The organism is Pseudomonas synxantha (assembly GCF_900105675.1).
Lineage (GTDB): Bacteria > Pseudomonadota > Gammaproteobacteria > Pseudomonadales > Pseudomonadaceae > Aquipseudomonas > Aquipseudomonas synxantha.
Window position 1 is genome coordinate 3,459,144 of the sequence record NZ_LT629786.1, and the last position, 14,293, is coordinate 3,473,436.

The 14,293-nt window shown below is 59.1% G+C and carries 11 protein-coding genes and 2 tRNA genes; 7 read left to right on the plus strand and 6 right to left on the minus strand.

Translation table 11 applies throughout. The annotated features are described in order from the left end of the window. The first annotated feature begins 188 nt into the window (after window positions 1-188). From BLU48_RS16000 to BLU48_RS16010, 3 genes are read left to right on the plus strand one after another with little or no spacing between them, the layout of a single operon-like run. On the plus strand, window positions 189-1,787 hold the full coding sequence (locus BLU48_RS16000; RefSeq protein WP_057023565.1) for an MFS transporter: 1,599 nt from the start codon (window positions 189-191) through the stop codon (window positions 1,785-1,787). Between the two features lie 4 nt (window positions 1,788-1,791). Next, on the plus strand, window positions 1,792-2,943 hold the full coding sequence (locus BLU48_RS16005; RefSeq protein ID WP_057023564.1) for an HlyD family secretion protein: 1,152 nt from the start codon (window positions 1,792-1,794) through the stop codon (window positions 2,941-2,943). After that, the gene (locus tag BLU48_RS16010; protein ID WP_057023563.1) at window positions 2,940-4,364 is read left to right on the plus strand and encodes an efflux transporter outer membrane subunit; all 1,425 of its coding nucleotides are present in this window, start codon (window positions 2,940-2,942) and stop codon (window positions 4,362-4,364) included. Before BLU48_RS16005 ends, BLU48_RS16010 begins: the two co-directional genes overlap by 4 nt. A gap of 415 nt (window positions 4,365-4,779) precedes the next feature. Here BLU48_RS16010 and BLU48_RS16015 read toward each other — a convergent pair whose 3' ends face one another. From BLU48_RS16015 to BLU48_RS16025, 3 genes are all read right to left on the minus strand, one after another. Beyond that, complete coding sequence (locus BLU48_RS16015) at window positions 4,780-6,093, minus strand: tyrosine-type recombinase/integrase (RefSeq protein WP_057023562.1); 1,314 nt, start codon at window positions 6,091-6,093, stop codon at window positions 4,780-4,782. A gap of 233 nt (window positions 6,094-6,326) precedes the next feature. Continuing rightward, window positions 6,327-6,403 (minus strand) — tRNA-Asp (locus BLU48_RS16020). A gap of 19 nt (window positions 6,404-6,422) precedes the next feature. After that, window positions 6,423-6,498 (minus strand) — tRNA-Val (locus tag BLU48_RS16025). 159 nt (window positions 6,499-6,657) lie between these two features. Between BLU48_RS16025 and rdgC the strand changes: the two genes are divergently transcribed. The 3 genes from rdgC to sugE all read left to right on the plus strand — a co-directional run bounded on the left by rdgC (window position 6,658) and on the right by sugE (window position 9,117). Continuing rightward, window positions 6,658-7,578, plus strand: coding sequence for a recombination-associated protein RdgC (gene rdgC / locus BLU48_RS16030; protein WP_003172886.1), 921 nt, complete (start codon window positions 6,658-6,660; stop codon window positions 7,576-7,578). Between the two features lie 153 nt (window positions 7,579-7,731). Further along, entirely contained in the window at window positions 7,732-8,691 is a 960-nt protein-coding gene (locus tag BLU48_RS16035; RefSeq protein ID WP_057023561.1) for a bile acid:sodium symporter family protein, read from the plus strand. A 111-nt stretch (window positions 8,692-8,802) separates the two neighbouring features. Next, window positions 8,803-9,117 (plus strand): quaternary ammonium compound efflux SMR transporter SugE, encoded by a 315-nt coding sequence (gene sugE / locus BLU48_RS16040; protein WP_010211634.1) that lies wholly within the window; start codon window positions 8,803-8,805, stop codon window positions 9,115-9,117. Between the two features lie 108 nt (window positions 9,118-9,225). Here the strand turns inward: sugE and BLU48_RS16045 are convergent, their stop codons facing one another. From BLU48_RS16045 to BLU48_RS16055, 3 genes are all read right to left on the minus strand, one after another. Further along, the gene (locus BLU48_RS16045) at window positions 9,226-11,100 is read right to left on the minus strand and encodes an MFS transporter (RefSeq protein WP_057023560.1); all 1,875 of its coding nucleotides are present in this window, start codon (window positions 11,098-11,100) and stop codon (window positions 9,226-9,228) included. Between the two features lie 57 nt (window positions 11,101-11,157). Further along, window positions 11,158-12,306, minus strand: coding sequence for a TDT family transporter (locus BLU48_RS16050; protein ID WP_046069041.1), 1,149 nt, complete (start codon window positions 12,304-12,306; stop codon window positions 11,158-11,160). Between the two features lie 108 nt (window positions 12,307-12,414). Then, on the minus strand, window positions 12,415-13,602 hold the full coding sequence (locus BLU48_RS16055) for an MFS transporter (RefSeq protein WP_057023559.1): 1,188 nt from the start codon (window positions 13,600-13,602) through the stop codon (window positions 12,415-12,417). A gap of 91 nt (window positions 13,603-13,693) precedes the next feature. Between BLU48_RS16055 and BLU48_RS16060 the strand changes: the two genes are divergently transcribed. Then, a complete protein-coding gene (locus tag BLU48_RS16060; RefSeq protein ID WP_057023558.1) occupies window positions 13,694-14,233 on the plus strand; it encodes a TetR/AcrR family transcriptional regulator in 540 nt (179 codons plus the stop codon). The last annotated feature ends 60 nt before the right edge of the window (window positions 14,234-14,293 follow it).

Consider the following 14,293-nt stretch of genomic DNA (forward strand, 5'->3'; position numbering starts at 1 on the left):
AGATACATGATTTGGCCGTCCATTATGACCGATTTGATATCGTCGTAAAATGAACTAATACTCGACTCACCCGTCTAGTATCCCGCAAACTGAACGGCACCTTCGCCCATAACGGTTTATCGAGATTACTGCGCTTGGCTGAGTACCTTGAACCGACGCCAAAATGGGAAGCGCATGAACGGCCATCGATGCCAGGTTCTCCTTCCACCCCCTATCACAGCCCGTTCGTGCGATTGGCCTATGCGCTTGTTGCGACGTTGCTGGGCATTACAGGGGGATTAGGCAACGCACTGATCAGCGCCAACCTTGCCAATATCCAGGGGCATCTGGGATTGACCCCCTCCGAAGCGGCCTGGTTGCCGGCTGCCTACCTGATGGTGAACATCTCTACCGCATTGCTGTTGGTTAAGTTTCGCCAACAGTATGGTCTGCGACGTTTCGCTGAAATTGGTCTGCTCGCCTATGTCGTGCTCACGGTTGCGCATGTATTCATCGACGGCTTCACCATGGCGGTATTCGTCAGGGCCGCCAGCGGTTTTGCCGGGGCGACCGTCAGCACCCTGGCCGTGATGTACATGTTGCAGGCATTTAAAAAGGCTGCAATGGGGAGCGCCCTGGTCCTTGGCATCGGTATCTCTCAATTGGCCACGCCGCTCGCCTGGCTGATCTCCCCCGCCTTGCTCGACATGGGCGAGTGGCATCGTCTTTATGTCTTCGAGGCGGGCTTGGCGCTGTGCTGCCTGGCCGCCGTAGTGGCGCTCAAACTGCCGCCCGGCGTGCAGATCAAGGCTTTCGAACCACTGGACTTTCTCACTTTTTTCCTGCTCGCCCCTGCGCTGGGTTTGTTTGCTGCGGTACTGACCCAGGGCCGCGTCCAGTGGTGGAATACCCAAACGTGGATAGGCTATGCCCTGATCGCGGCCATTGTATTGCTGACCGTGGCCGTCATGATCGAGCACCAGCGCAAGAACCCGTTGCTGCAAACCCGCTGGCTGGCTTCGCTCGAAACGATACGTTTTGCCTTGGGCGCGCTGATGTTGCGCTTCATCCTTTCCGAACAAACCTATGGCGCGGTTGGCCTGTTACAGAATCTGGGCATGGCAGCCGATCAATTGCAGCCCTTGTATGCAGTCATGCTTGCAGGGCTTGTGGCGGGGATACTCGTCAGCGCCCTGACGTTCAGCGAAAAAGCTGCCGTACCGCAGATTCTGGTGTCTATCGTGCTGGTCGCGGTGGGCAGTTTCATGGATGCCGATGCCACCAACCTGACACGTCCGCAAAATATGTTCCTCAGTCAATTCCTGTTGTCGGTGGCGGCAGGGATGTTCATGGGGCCTTTGTTGCTGATAGGCGTGATGAGTGCGCTGAAGAATGGGCCTCATTACATGGTCAGCTTCGCTGTGCTTTTCTCGCTCACTCAAAGTATCGGGGGGCTGGCGGGGCCAGCAGCTTTAGGCTCGTTTCAGGTCCTGCGGGAAAAGTTTCACTCCAGCCAGATCAACGCGCACATCGACCCCACCAATTCCGTAATCGCGCAGCGTCTGCAGATTCAGGGACAGATCTATGCCGCGACTCAGCCTGATCCCGCCCTACGCAATGCGCAGGGCATATCCCAGCTAAGCCAGGCCGCTACCCGAGAAGCCAACGTACTGGCATTCAATGACGTCTTCCGGGTACTGGGTGTGCTGACCATCAGTTTCCTGTGTTGGTCATTGGTGCACACCGCCCGTGCTGCGCGTAAAGCGACACCGCCGCCGCCCGCCACTCCCTCCTCCGCAGTTGTGTGACCTTATGAGCCAGACCGATCCGACGAAAAACCTCGAAACCTCAACCCCTCCCAGCGATGCAGCCGATGCAGGTGGCGCGTCGGTCGATCCGCCGAAAATCATCAAACCGAGCCGTACGACCCTGTGGTTGATGGCGGGCGGGGCGGGCGTTGGCATCGTCCTGGTTCTGTATGCCTGGCAGTTCTGGCCGTTCAACAGCGCAGTGATGACCACAGAGAATGCCTATGTTCGGGGGCAGATCACCGTCATGGCGCCGCAGGTCAATGGCTACGTAGCGCAAGTGCTCGTGCGGGACTTCGAGGTGGTCAAGCAGGGAAAGGTGCTGATACAAATCGACGACCGTATTTATCAGCAGCGGGTTGAACAAGCGGCAGCCGATCTGGACGCTCGCAAGGCGGATCTGGAAAACTCGCTGCAAACCCAGGCGTCGGATCAGGCGACGCTGGCGTCCAGGCAGGCGGAGATGTTTTCGGTGGAGGCCGAATTTGATCGTGCCAGAGCCGACGAAGCGCGGGTCAATGAACTCGCCTCGCGAGGTTCGGTGTCTATCCGCGAACGTGACCAGATCCGCGCTACCGCCCGTGCTGCGGGCGCCAATGTAAAAAAAGCGCGAGCCGCAATCGACATCGCCAAAGAGACGGTGAAATCCACCCAGGTTTCGCGGGGGGTATTGGAGGCTGCCGTCAGGAGCGCGCAGGCCGCCCTGCACCTGGCGCAGATCGATCTGGAAAACACTCGTATCCGCGCTCCGCGTGATGGTGTGCTCAGCGAGGTCTCGGTCCGTCTTGGACAATACGTCAGCGCCGGCTCGCAATTGCTGTATCTGGTGCCCGAACAGCTTTGGGTGGTGGCCAATTACAAGGAAACCCAAGTGAATGGCATGCTGGCGGGGCAAGCCGTAACCCTCGACGTGGACGCCCTGGACGGCGCGCGACTGAGCGGGCGCGTCGAGCGGTTCGCTCCGGCCACAGGTTCGGAATTCAGCGTCTTGCGGCCCGACAACGCCACCGGCAACTTCACCAAAGTCGCTCAACGCATTCCCGTAAGAATCGAGCTGGACGCCAACCAACCGATGGCCCGGCGCCTCAGGCCCGGAATGTCGGTCGTCGCTCATGTCGATACGGCCAGCGTAGGCGACGAAGGTAGCGCGCCATGAGTCGGTCAGCCTCCTGCCCGTGGCAACACCTCGCGCTCGCAACCCTTGTCGCGCTGGCAGGTTGCGCACCCGCCAAGGCACCTGCGCCAACGCAATCCAAGGTCTTCCCCCCTTCGCAGTGGCGAGGTCAAACCCAAGCCCCGGCGCCTGTCTCGGCGCAGTGGTGGCAAGCCTTTAATGACCCCGTCCTGAGCCAACTGGTCGATGAGGCGTTGACGCATAACAACGACGTGCTCACAGCGGTCGCACGCGTTGAGGAGGCGCGTCAGCAGATCGGCCTGGCTCATTCGGCGCTGTTGCCTACGCTTGACGGGACACTGAGCGCTCAGACGACACGTAACCTTGGTCTGACCGGCGTGACTCACACCCGATCGGTGCAACCGGAAATCCAGGTGGCCTATGAGTTAGACCTTTGGGGGCGCCTGCGCAACCTGGACAAGGCGGCTCAGTTGCAATACCAGGCCACCCGCACAGACCTGGACAATATTCATCTGTCGGTCGCGAGCACGGTTGCACGCGCCTACATTACCCTGCTGTCGCTGGACACCCAGCTCAAGGTCACTCGCGATACTGCCGCGTCGCGCCGCGATGCACTGATAGTCGCTCAGGACCGCGCCAATGAGGGCTATACCTCGCAGTTGGAACTGACCCAGGCGCAGTCCGAGTATGAATCCGCCCAGCAGATGATTCCGCAACTGGAACAATCGATACGCCAGCAGGAAAACGCCATCCGCCTGCTGACAGGAACGCTGCCGGGCTATGTGTCCCGCGGCAGCCTGTTCCAGAACGTCGTCCCTCCTTCAGTGCCAGGGATGCTGCCAGCAGAATTGCTACGGCGCCGTCCGGATATCCAGCAAGCGGAGCTTATGGTGGCGGCTTCGGATTACAACCTGGAGGCACGTCGCGATGAGTACCTGCCTCAAGTGCAACTCTCGGCAGGCTTCGGTCGACTCTACGTCAACGCTCTGGACTTCGATCCGGTCAAGGTGTGGGATCTGGGCGCCAGCGTACTGGCCCCAATCTACAGTGCCGGACGGCTTGAAGCACAGGTTGGGGTGGCGACGGCGCAACGAGATCAGGCCGCTTACAACTATCGCGCTGTCGCGCTCAACGCATTCGGCGAAGTGGAAAACTCGCTGTCGGCGGTCAAGCGCTTTGAAGAACAAATCGAATGGACACGCACCCGGATACACACGCTGGGCCGTTCATTGGATATCGCTCAAGATCGTTATCAAGGTGGTTATTCCTCCTACCTGGAGGTGCTCGACGCCCAGCGCAATCTATTCAACACCGAGTTAGCGGCGATTCAGGTCAGAGAGAGTCAACTCAACAACGTTATTTCGCTATTTCAGGCACTCGGAGGAGGTTGGCCTGGCTCGAATCTGAACCAGGCCGCAACAGCGGCGAGGGATGCAAACTGAATCGATGGGCGGCGTGCATTTGTTGTAGCGCATCGCTCATCTCCGACACAAGTGTCACAGCCTCGCTAATACTGACCGCAGACAGGCTTCCATCTTGGTAAGCCTTGTGCCGTAGGGATAGCTGGTTGGCGTTGATGCCGTTGCGCCGGGCTACCAATGACACTCTTTGCCCAGATTCAGGACCTATCGAACATGGCCAGCTTCTGGTCGGCACTCCAGTGGCGTCGGCATTCCTGGCCGAGCAGCTCGCACCCTTGTCGTTTTAGTAGCACTCACCGTTGTTCCTCACTTTGGCTTTCTCAAAGCCCTTCTTCCCTGATCAGTGATCGAAGGAGTCATGCCGCAGGTGCGTCACTCCTTGGTCTCCTCAAATCTATCCTGTCCGACCTTGATCGCATAGCCTGACTTCGGACTGCTAATCAGCAGGTACCCGCTGCGCGCTCAGAAAATCCGTTGAAGGTCGCCCGATTTGCGGCATGTAAGCTTCAGGCGCAGGGGGCGGAACGCCGACCTCTAGTGCATCTAATAAGTCCGCCCAGTATTGCATCATCCTACGTCTCGGTTCGACGTATTCCGCGTGATTGTACGCAGCCCGAATTTGGTTGGCATCAGCATGGGAAAGCTGCGCCTCAATCCACTCTTCTACAAAGCCAACCTCGTTGAGCGCCGTTGAGATGGTGGCCCTGATGCCATGACCGGTGAGCCGCCCTTTGTAACCCATCCGGCTAATCGCGGTGTTAAGGGTATTTTCACTGATCATTTCCTGCGGTTCGTATCGGTGAACCAGCAGATACCGCGCACCGCGCGTCCTTAACTGCATCAGCCGCTGCACAAGTGCAATTGCTTGAGTAGACAGCGGAATCACATAAGGCGGGATCTCATTTCCCTGTGTTCGCACACGACTTCGGAGCTGCTTCACGCCCTCCGGTGGCACCAGCCAGATCCCCTTGTCGAAGTCGAATTGGTCTGGCGTCGCCGCCCGTAGCTCTCCTGTACGCACGCCCGTCAGCAGCAATAGACGAATACCAAGCCGTGTCTTTTCTGCACACTCATAGTGGGTGACGGTCCTGAGCAATCCTGGAAGTTCATTTACGTGGAGGAAGGGATTATGGCGGACTGGCCGCGGCGTCTCGGCAACGATATCAAGGTCTGATGCTGGGTTCACATCAATAAGCCCTTCCGCCATAGCAAAACGAAAGATCTGGTTGAGCCAGGTGCGCACCTTTCGAGCAGAGACCAGCGCGCCTCTGCGCTCAATTCGCCTAATGAGCTCCAGCACGTCACCACGAGAAATATCCGCGATCGGAAGATCGCCCAAACACGGCAGCATGTCCTTCTTCAGGTATTTGCTGGCTTGCCCTGCACTGCCCTTCTTACTTTTCGTCAGTTTTTTACTTCGGAACTCATGCCAGCGATCAGAAACCGCTTCAAATGTGTTGCTGGCGGCGTGAGAGGCTTTCTGGCGCTCGGCGCGACGATGTGATCGTGGATCGATATTGTTGGCCACCAGCGCACGTGCAGCCTCTCTCCGCTGGCGAGCCTCCTTGAGACTCACGTCGGGATAGGTGCCAAGGGAAATACGCAATTGCTTGTCATGCCAATAGAAACGGAAATGCCAGCGCTTCGAACCCGTCGTGGGCACTTGCAGCGATAAGCCATCCCCATCAGTTAACGTATAAGGCTTGCTGGCGGGCTTGGCTTGCTTGATCGCTGTATCTGTCAGAGCCATCAGACACCTCCTTTTGCATCAAGGAGGGGAATACAACCCAGCGGTAGACGAACCAATACGAAAATTGATGCGCAAGGAATCGTAAAAGGCTGTGCCAGCGGTGTACTTAAATGTGTACTTAAAAACCGTGGCTGGAGATGGATTCCAGTGGAATTCAGAAAACGAAAAAAGCGGCTCAAGGCCGCTATTTCCGTGACTTCCAGGCGTTCAGTGGGCCTTAGTGGAAGCAAATATGGCGCAGCGGACGGGACTCGAACCCGCGACCCCCGGCGTGACAGGCCGGTATTCTAACCGACTGAACTACCGCTGCGCGTAACACATGAAGCGAATGGTGGGTGATGACGGGATCGAACCGCCGACCCTCTGCTTGTAAGGCAGATGCTCTCCCAGCTGAGCTAATCACCCTTCGTTTCGGTGTGGCGCGCATTCTACGGAGCGACCCTAAGTCTGGCAAGCACTTTCTTAAATCTTTTTTTTCAGCCCTTCCAATGGCTTAGGCAGGGTTGGCCTGGGGCGTGATCAAGAGAATAATGCCCCCCTTTGTATAGAGGAGAGACTCACCCCATGTGGTTCAAGAACCTGCTTATCTATCGCCTGACCCAAGATCTGCCTGTTGATGCCGAGGCGTTGGAAGCGGCCATGGCCACCAAGCTGGCGCGCCCTTGTGCAAGCCAGGAGTTGACCACTTATGGTTTCGTCGCACCTTTCGGTAAAGGTGAAGATGCTCCCCTGGTTCACGTCAGCGGTGACTTCCTGCTGATCGCCGCGCGCAAGGAAGAACGCATCCTGCCGGGTAGCGTGGTGCGTGACGCACTTAAAGAGAAAGTCGAAGAGATCGAAGCCGAACAGATGCGCAAGGTCTACAAGAAGGAGCGCGACCAGATCAAGGATGAGATCATCCAGGCCTTCCTGCCGCGTGCCTTCATTCGTCGTTCGTCGACCTTTGCTGCCATCGCGCCGAAACAGGGCCTGATCCTGGTCAACTCGGCCAGCCCCAAGCGCGCCGAAGACTTGCTGTCGACCCTGCGTGAAGTGATCGGCACCCTGCCGGTACGTCCGCTGACAGTGAAAACTGCACCGACTGCCATCATGACCGACTGGGTCACCACCCAGAAACCGGCCGACGACTTCTTTGTCCTCGACGAATGCGAACTGCGCGACACCCACGAAGACGGCGGTATCGTGCGCTGCAAACGCCAGGACCTGACCGGCGAAGAGATCCAGCTGCACCTGACCACCGGCAAGGTCGTGACTCAATTGTCCCTGGCATGGCAGGACAAACTGTCCTTCATGCTCGACGACAAGATGACCGTCAAGCGCCTGAAATTCGAAGACCTGCTGCAAGACCAGGCGGAACAGGACGGCGGCGACGAAGCCCTGGGGCAACTGGATGCCAGCTTTACCTTGATGATGCTGACCTTCGGTGAGTTCCTGCCGGCGCTGGTTGAGGCACTGGGCGGTGAAGAGACACCACAGGGCATCTAAGCCATGTGAAGATCAAAATGTGGGAGGGGGCTTGCTCCCGATGGCGGTATGTCAGCCAATAGATGTGTAGCTGACCCTCCGCTATCGGGAGCAAGCCCCCTCCCACATTTGATCGCATTGCCAACTAAAAAAACTAACAAAAAGGATGCCCCCATGCGTGCACTCGCCGCCTTGAGCCGCTTCGTCGGCAATACCTTCGCCTACTGGGTGTTGATATTTGCCGTACTGGCCTTCCTGGAACCCGGTTGGTTCATCGGCCTCAAAGGCGCCATCGTCCCCCTGCTGGGCCTGGTGATGTTCGGCATGGGGTTGACCTTGAAACTCGAAGACTTCGCCGAAGTCGCTCGCCATCCCTGGCGCGTGGCCTTGGGCGTGGTCGCGCATTTCGTGATCATGCCAGGCGTGGCGTGGTTGCTGTGCCAGGTTTTCCATCTGCCGCCGGAAATTGCCGTCGGCGTGATCCTGGTGGGCTGTTGCCCAAGCGGCACCTCGTCCAACGTCATGACGTGGCTGGCCCGGGGCGATCTGGCATTGTCGGTGGCCATTGCCGCTGTCACCACCCTCCTCGCCCCGCTGCTCACCCCGGCATTGATCTGGCTGCTGGCCTCGGCCTGGCTACCGGTGTCGTTCATGGAGCTGTTCTGGTCGATCCTGCAAGTGGTGCTGTTGCCGATCGTGCTTGGCGTGGTCGCGCAACGCTTGTTGGGTGAGCACGTGCGCCATGCGGTGGACGTGCTGCCGCTGGTGTCGGTGGTGAGCATCGTGATCATCGTTGCCGCGGTGGTTGCAGCAAGCCAACAGAAGATCGCCGAATCGGGCCTGCTGATCATGGCGGTGGTGATGCTGCACAACAGCTTCGGCTACCTGCTGGGCTATTTCACCGGGCGCTTGTTCAAGTTGCCCTTGGCGCAACGCAAGTCATTGGCTCTGGAAGTGGGCATGCAGAACTCCGGGCTGGGTGCCGCGCTGGCCAGTGCGCACTTTTCGCCGCTGGCGGCAGTGCCCAGTGCGTTGTTCAGTGTCTGGCACAATATTTCCGGAGCACTGCTGTCGACCTACTTCCGCCGCATGAGCGAAAAGGAAGACCGCCGCGCACTGGAAAGCGCGCCGTAACTTGATCGTCTGATCCGATTTCGGCACTCTACCAAGCTTCGCGGGGACGACCTCGCGACGCTATCAAGCGCCTACCTGGGGACGACCCCACTTTGTAGAAGCGAGGTCAGCATGTCCTGGATCATTCTGTTTTTTGCCGGGTTATTCGAAGTCGGCTGGGCCGTCGGCTTGAAGTACACCGACGGTTTCAGCAAGCCACTGCCCACCGCCCTGACAATTGCCGCCATGGCGGTCAGCCTGGGGCTATTGGGGCTGGCCATGAAGGAGCTGCCGCTGGGCACCGCCTATGCCATCTGGACCGGCGTAGGTGCCGTAGGTACCGTGATCGCCGGGATTATCCTGTTTGGCGAATCCATGGCGCTGTTTCGGTTGGCCAGTGTGGCGTTGATTATTTGCGGGCTGATAGGGCTCAAGATTTCCACTTAAGCCACTACCGCTATCGCAGGCTAGCCAGCTCCCACCTTTTGAATTGTGAATACAGTCAAATGTGGGAGCTGGCTTGCCTGCGATGAGGCCCTGACAAACAACGACAAACTACCTGACACTCCCCCGCAAACCACCCACCACAGCCTGCAACTGCACCGGCGTTGCCGCCTCCACGGCAAGCGGCTCACCCGCCACCAACACCACCCGCGACCAGATCCGATGGAAAAAGCCCTTGTGCGGATCGCGACTGAAAAAACTCCCCCACAACCCCTGCAATGCCATCGGGATCACCGGCACCGGCGTCTCCTCCAGAATGCGCGTCACGCCACCGCGAAACTCATTCATCTCGCCATCGGCCGTCAACTTGCCTTCCGGGAAGATGCACACCAACTCGCCATCCTGCAGGTACTGGGCAATCCGCGAAAACGCCTTTTCATAGATCTGGATATCTTCATGCCGCCCGGCAATCGGAATCGCTCCGGCGGTGCGGAAGATAAAGTTGAGCACCGGCAAGCGGTAAATCCTGTAGTACATGACAAAGCGAATCGGCCGACGCACCGCGCCACCAATCAACAGCGCATCGACAAACGATACGTGGTTGCACACCAGCAGAGCTGCACCCTCATCTGGAATCTGCTCCAGGTTGCGATGCTCCACGCGATACATGGAGTGGCTGAGCAGCCAGATCATGAAGCGCATGGTGAACTCAGGGACGATCTTGAAGATGTAGGTGTTGACCGCGATGTTGAGCAACGACACCACCAGAAACAGCTCGGGGATCGACAGCTTGGCCACGCTCAGCAGCAGGATCGAGACGATGGCCGAAACCACCATGAACAGCGCGTTGAGGATATTGTTGGCCGCGATCACCCGCGCCCGCTCGTTCTCGGCGGTGCGCGACTGGATCAGCGCATACAGCGGCACGATATAGAAACCACCGAACACGCCGAGCCCAAGGATATCGAACAACACCCACCAGGCCTGGCCGTAACTGAGTACCGCAAGCCAGTCATTGGCCTGGACGTTCTGCGGGAAGCCCCCCGAGTGCCACCACAGCAACAGGCCGAACACCGTCAGGCCGAAGGAGCCGAACGGCACCAGGCCGATCTCCACCTTACGCCCGGAGAGCTTTTCGCAGAGCATCGAACCCAGAGCGATGCCCACGGAGAACACGGTGAGGATCAAGGTCACCACGGTTTCGTCGCCGTACAACCATTCCTTGGCGTAGGCCGGGATCTGCGTGAGGTAGATCGCGCCGACAAACCAGAACCAAGAGTTGCCGACGATCGAGCGCGACACCGCTGGCGTCTGCCCCAGGCCCATGCGCAACGTCGCCCAGGACTGGGTGAAGATATTCCAGTTCAGGCGCAGTTGCGGCGTGGAAGCCGCCGCGCGCGGAATGCTGCGGCTGGCCAGGTAGCCCAACACCGCCACGCCGACTATCGCCACCGCCACTACCGGGGCGTAATGGGTGGAGGACATCATGATCCCGGCGCCAATGGTGCCGGCCAGGATCGCCAGGAACGTGCCCATTTCCACCAGGCCGTTGCCGCCGACCAACTCATCGTCGTGCAGGGCCTGGGGCATGATCGAGTACTTCACCGGCCCGAACAGCGCCGAATGGGTGCCCATGGCAAACAGTGCCAGCAGCATCAGCTCCAGATGATTGGTCAAAAAGCCCGTCGCGCCGACGGCCATGATCACGATCTCACCGATCTTGATCGCACGGATCAAGGCGTCCTTGTTGAATTTCTCGCCAAATTGCCCGGCCAATGCCGAGAACAGGAAGAACGGCAGGATAAACAATAAAGCGCACAGGTTGACCCAGATAGAGCGGTCGCCCTCGATGCTGAGCTTATAGAGAATGGCCAGGATCAGCGATTGCTTGAAGATGTTGTCGTTGAACGCGCCCAGCAGCTGGGTGATGAAAAACGGCAAGAAACGCCGTGTGCGCAGCAAGGTGAATTGCGAGGGGTGGCTCATCGTCCGTGTTCCTGCGTGGCCTGTTATTGATCAGGCCACGACTTTACCTAATCCCGCTTACTTATTCCCTAACCCTGCAATGCATGGCGAAACAAAAAGCTCGCCTTTATACGCGCCCTGCACCGTGCGCTTTGCCACGATCATCCACATCAGCGCCAGCGCCGCCACCAGCACACTGCCCAATACGCTGAAGAACCCCAGTTGCAGCACGTTCGCCAATTTCAACGTGGCCAGGGCATATACCCCCAGCGGAAAGGTAAAACCCCACCAACCCAGGTTGAACGGGATACCGGCGCGCAGGTAACGCAGGGTGATCAGCACCGCGATCAACATCCACCACAGGCCAAAGCCCCACAAGGTGACGCCTGCGATCAGGCCCAGGCCATGGGCCATTTCACCGACACTCGCCAGGCCATTGGCAGCGAAGATCGCCGGCGCATCGCTACCGAGCAGCAACATGCCCAGGGCGCCTGTACCGATAGGGCCCAGTGCCAGCCAGCTCGACGCCGCCATATTGGCGTGAGGCAATTTATGCAAGGCCATGCGCAACATCAGGATGGTCAGGATGCTGAACGCCACTGGCAGCGAGAACGCCCACAGCACGTAGCTGGTCACCAGCATCACCAGTTGAGCATGGGCGTCGACCAGGTGCGGGGCCAGTAAGCCACCGCTGGCCGCCGCTACTTCGGCAGCCACTACGGGCAACAACCAGACCGCGGTCATCTGGTCGATGCTGTGCTCCTGGCGAGTGAACATCATGAACGGGATCAGCACGCCACAGGCCAGGGACATGGCGACGTCCAACCACCACAGGGCCTCAGCCAACGGGATCACATCACCGCCCCAGCGTGGCAGGCCGAACAGCAGCAAACCGTTAAGAATGGTCGCCAGGCCCATAGGGATGGTGCCGAAGAACATCGAGACTGTGGAGTGCCCGAAAATCCGCCGTGCCTCGTGGAAAAACATCACCCAACGGGCGGCATACAACACGCTGAACAGCATGAACAGCCCGATGGTGAACACCCAAAGACCCTCTGCCACAGCGTGCAAGCCTGGCAGGCTGACCGGCAGTTGGGCCAAGGCCAGCGCCAGCACCCCGGTGCCCATGGTGGCGGCGAACCAGTTCGGAGTGAACTGACGAATCACTTCCCGGGGACGGGCCAGGTGACTTAAAGGTTTGTAGCTGTTGATAGTCGAGCAGGTCATGGCGCTAATCCTCTTCCTCGCATGAGGTTGAAGCCATGATAGAACCTGTTCGAATATCTATATAACGGGTAATATCTCTAACTATTATCTATTTTGCAGATATACATCTTATGCGGCGGCTCTGCCTCTTGAAGCATCCTGCAACAGCAGCCCGGCGAGTGCGCCGAGGGCCAGCAGGATAAGCATTACACCATAGCCATCCGTGGTAGCGACAAGGCCAAACACGCGGCTCAGATTACCCGCCAATAACGCCGGCACGCAGAACGCCAGGTAGCTCAATACATAGAACGCTGACATCAGGCCGGCCCGCTCATGAGGCAACGCCAAGCCGACAATACTGCGCACACTGCCCATGAAGCCGCCGCCGAAACCAAAGCCGGCAATCACACTGGCGACAAAGAACAGCCACAGGCTGGCGGTCTGCACGGCAACCAGCAGCAGCCCTACACCCACCGCCAGCAGCACCGCCGACAGGCGCATGACCTTGTCGGCCGCACGGTTGCGCAGGCTGTAGATCATTACCGCGCCACTCAGGGTCACTACCGCCACCAGGCCACCGCCGATCAAATGCGAGCTCGACCCCGTCGCAGCCCGCACCAGCGACGGCGCCAGGGAAGACACGAACCCACCCAGCGCCCACACCGCCACATTCAGCGGCATCGCCAACCACAAGGCCCGGCGCGCTTGGGGCGGCACGTGCAGGGTTGGCGCCAGGGACTTCAAGGCCCCCGGTATCCGGCTGACGGTTTCAGGCAGACGCCACAGGTACACGGCCTGCAGCACCATCAAGCCCAGCAGGGTGAAATAGACCAATTGGGTCGGCCGCGGCGCGTACTCCACCAGCAAGCCGCTGCCCAGGCCACCACAGGCCATGCCGAGCATCGGCGCGAGGCTGTTGAGCATCGGGCCACGCACGCGGTCGGTATCGAGCAATGTCGCGCTCAACACCGCTGTGGCAGTCCCGGTCGCAAAGCCCTGCAATGCGCGAGCGGCAAGCAGGCAGGCGGTGCTGTCAGCGTTGATAAACAGCAGCATCGCCATGATATTCAGCAGCAGCGCGGCGAAGATCACCGGCTTGCGCCCCAGGTAATCCGAGAGCGACCCCACGGCCAGCAACGCCGCCAACAGGCTCACGGCATAAACGCCGAAAATGGCCGTGAGCATCGCGGCCGAAAAATGCAGGTTTTCCTGGTACACCTGATACAACGGTGTCGGCGCACTGGACGCGGCGAGGAAGGTCAACACGGTGATCACCAGGAACGCCAGGCTGGACCGGTGAGAAATGTTGCTGGACATGGGCACGCTCCGCTAAAGCTAATATTTTGCTTTTGCAGAGTGTGCTACCCGCCGGCGCTTAAAGCAAATTCTTTGTGTTAAGGTTTTAAGCATGGCGATTAAAGAAGGCCTCCGCCCGGGGGGCCGTAGTGCCCGGGTACAAGAATCCGTTCATTCGGCAGTGCGCGAATTGCTCGAAGCCCATGAGCGATCCAGTATTACTGTGCCGATGATTGCGGCACACGCAGGCGTTACGCCCTCGACCATCTACCGGCGCTGGGGCGACCTTTCCGTGTTGCTCGCCGATGTGGCCCTGGCGCGCCTGCGCCCGGACAGCGAGCCGGCAGACACCGGCAGCCTGCGCGGCGACCTGCAGGCCTGGGCTGAGCAATACCTGGATGAAATGAGTACGGACGTAGGGCGCAATATGATGCGCGACGTGCAAAGCAGCGTAACGCCGGGGTATTGCGTGAGCATTCTGGGCGGGCAATTGCAGGCGATCGTCGATCGTTATCCGCAAGAGACGGCGCCGAGTGTGGACCGCTTGATCAACCTGCTCGCGGCGCCGACGGTGTTCCGTATTCTGTTTTCGGCGCAGCCTTTGGCGGTTGAAGAACTGCATGCCCTGATAGAGCTGGCCCTGAAAAACTGAAGGCCATACACCAAACCAAATGTGGGAGGGGGCTTGCTCCCGATAGCTGTGGATCAGTCA

Bases quoted from the DNA above. Each gene is read 5' to 3' on its own strand.
- BLU48_RS16000 (WP_057023565.1), top strand. From the start codon at position 189: ATGCCAGGTTCTCCTTCCACCCCCTATCACAGCCCGTTCGTGCGATTG.
- BLU48_RS16005 (WP_057023564.1), top strand. From the start codon at position 1,792: ATGAGCCAGACCGATCCGACGAAAAACCTCGAAACCTCAACCCCTCCC.
- BLU48_RS16010 (WP_057023563.1), top strand. From the start codon at position 2,940: ATGAGTCGGTCAGCCTCCTGCCCGTGGCAACACCTCGCGCTCGCAACC.
- BLU48_RS16015 (WP_057023562.1), bottom strand. From the start codon at position 6,093: ATGGCTCTGACAGATACAGCGATCAAGCAAGCCAAGCCCGCCAGCAAG.
- rdgC (WP_003172886.1), top strand. From the start codon at position 6,658: ATGTGGTTCAAGAACCTGCTTATCTATCGCCTGACCCAAGATCTGCCT.
- BLU48_RS16035 (WP_057023561.1), top strand. From the start codon at position 7,732: ATGCGTGCACTCGCCGCCTTGAGCCGCTTCGTCGGCAATACCTTCGCC.
- sugE (WP_010211634.1), top strand. From the start codon at position 8,803: ATGTCCTGGATCATTCTGTTTTTTGCCGGGTTATTCGAAGTCGGCTGG.
- BLU48_RS16045 (WP_057023560.1), bottom strand. From the start codon at position 11,100: ATGAGCCACCCCTCGCAATTCACCTTGCTGCGCACACGGCGTTTCTTG.
- BLU48_RS16050 (WP_046069041.1), bottom strand. From the start codon at position 12,306: ATGACCTGCTCGACTATCAACAGCTACAAACCTTTAAGTCACCTGGCC.
- BLU48_RS16055 (WP_057023559.1), bottom strand. From the start codon at position 13,602: ATGTCCAGCAACATTTCTCACCGGTCCAGCCTGGCGTTCCTGGTGATC.
- BLU48_RS16060 (WP_057023558.1), top strand. From the start codon at position 13,694: ATGGCGATTAAAGAAGGCCTCCGCCCGGGGGGCCGTAGTGCCCGGGTA.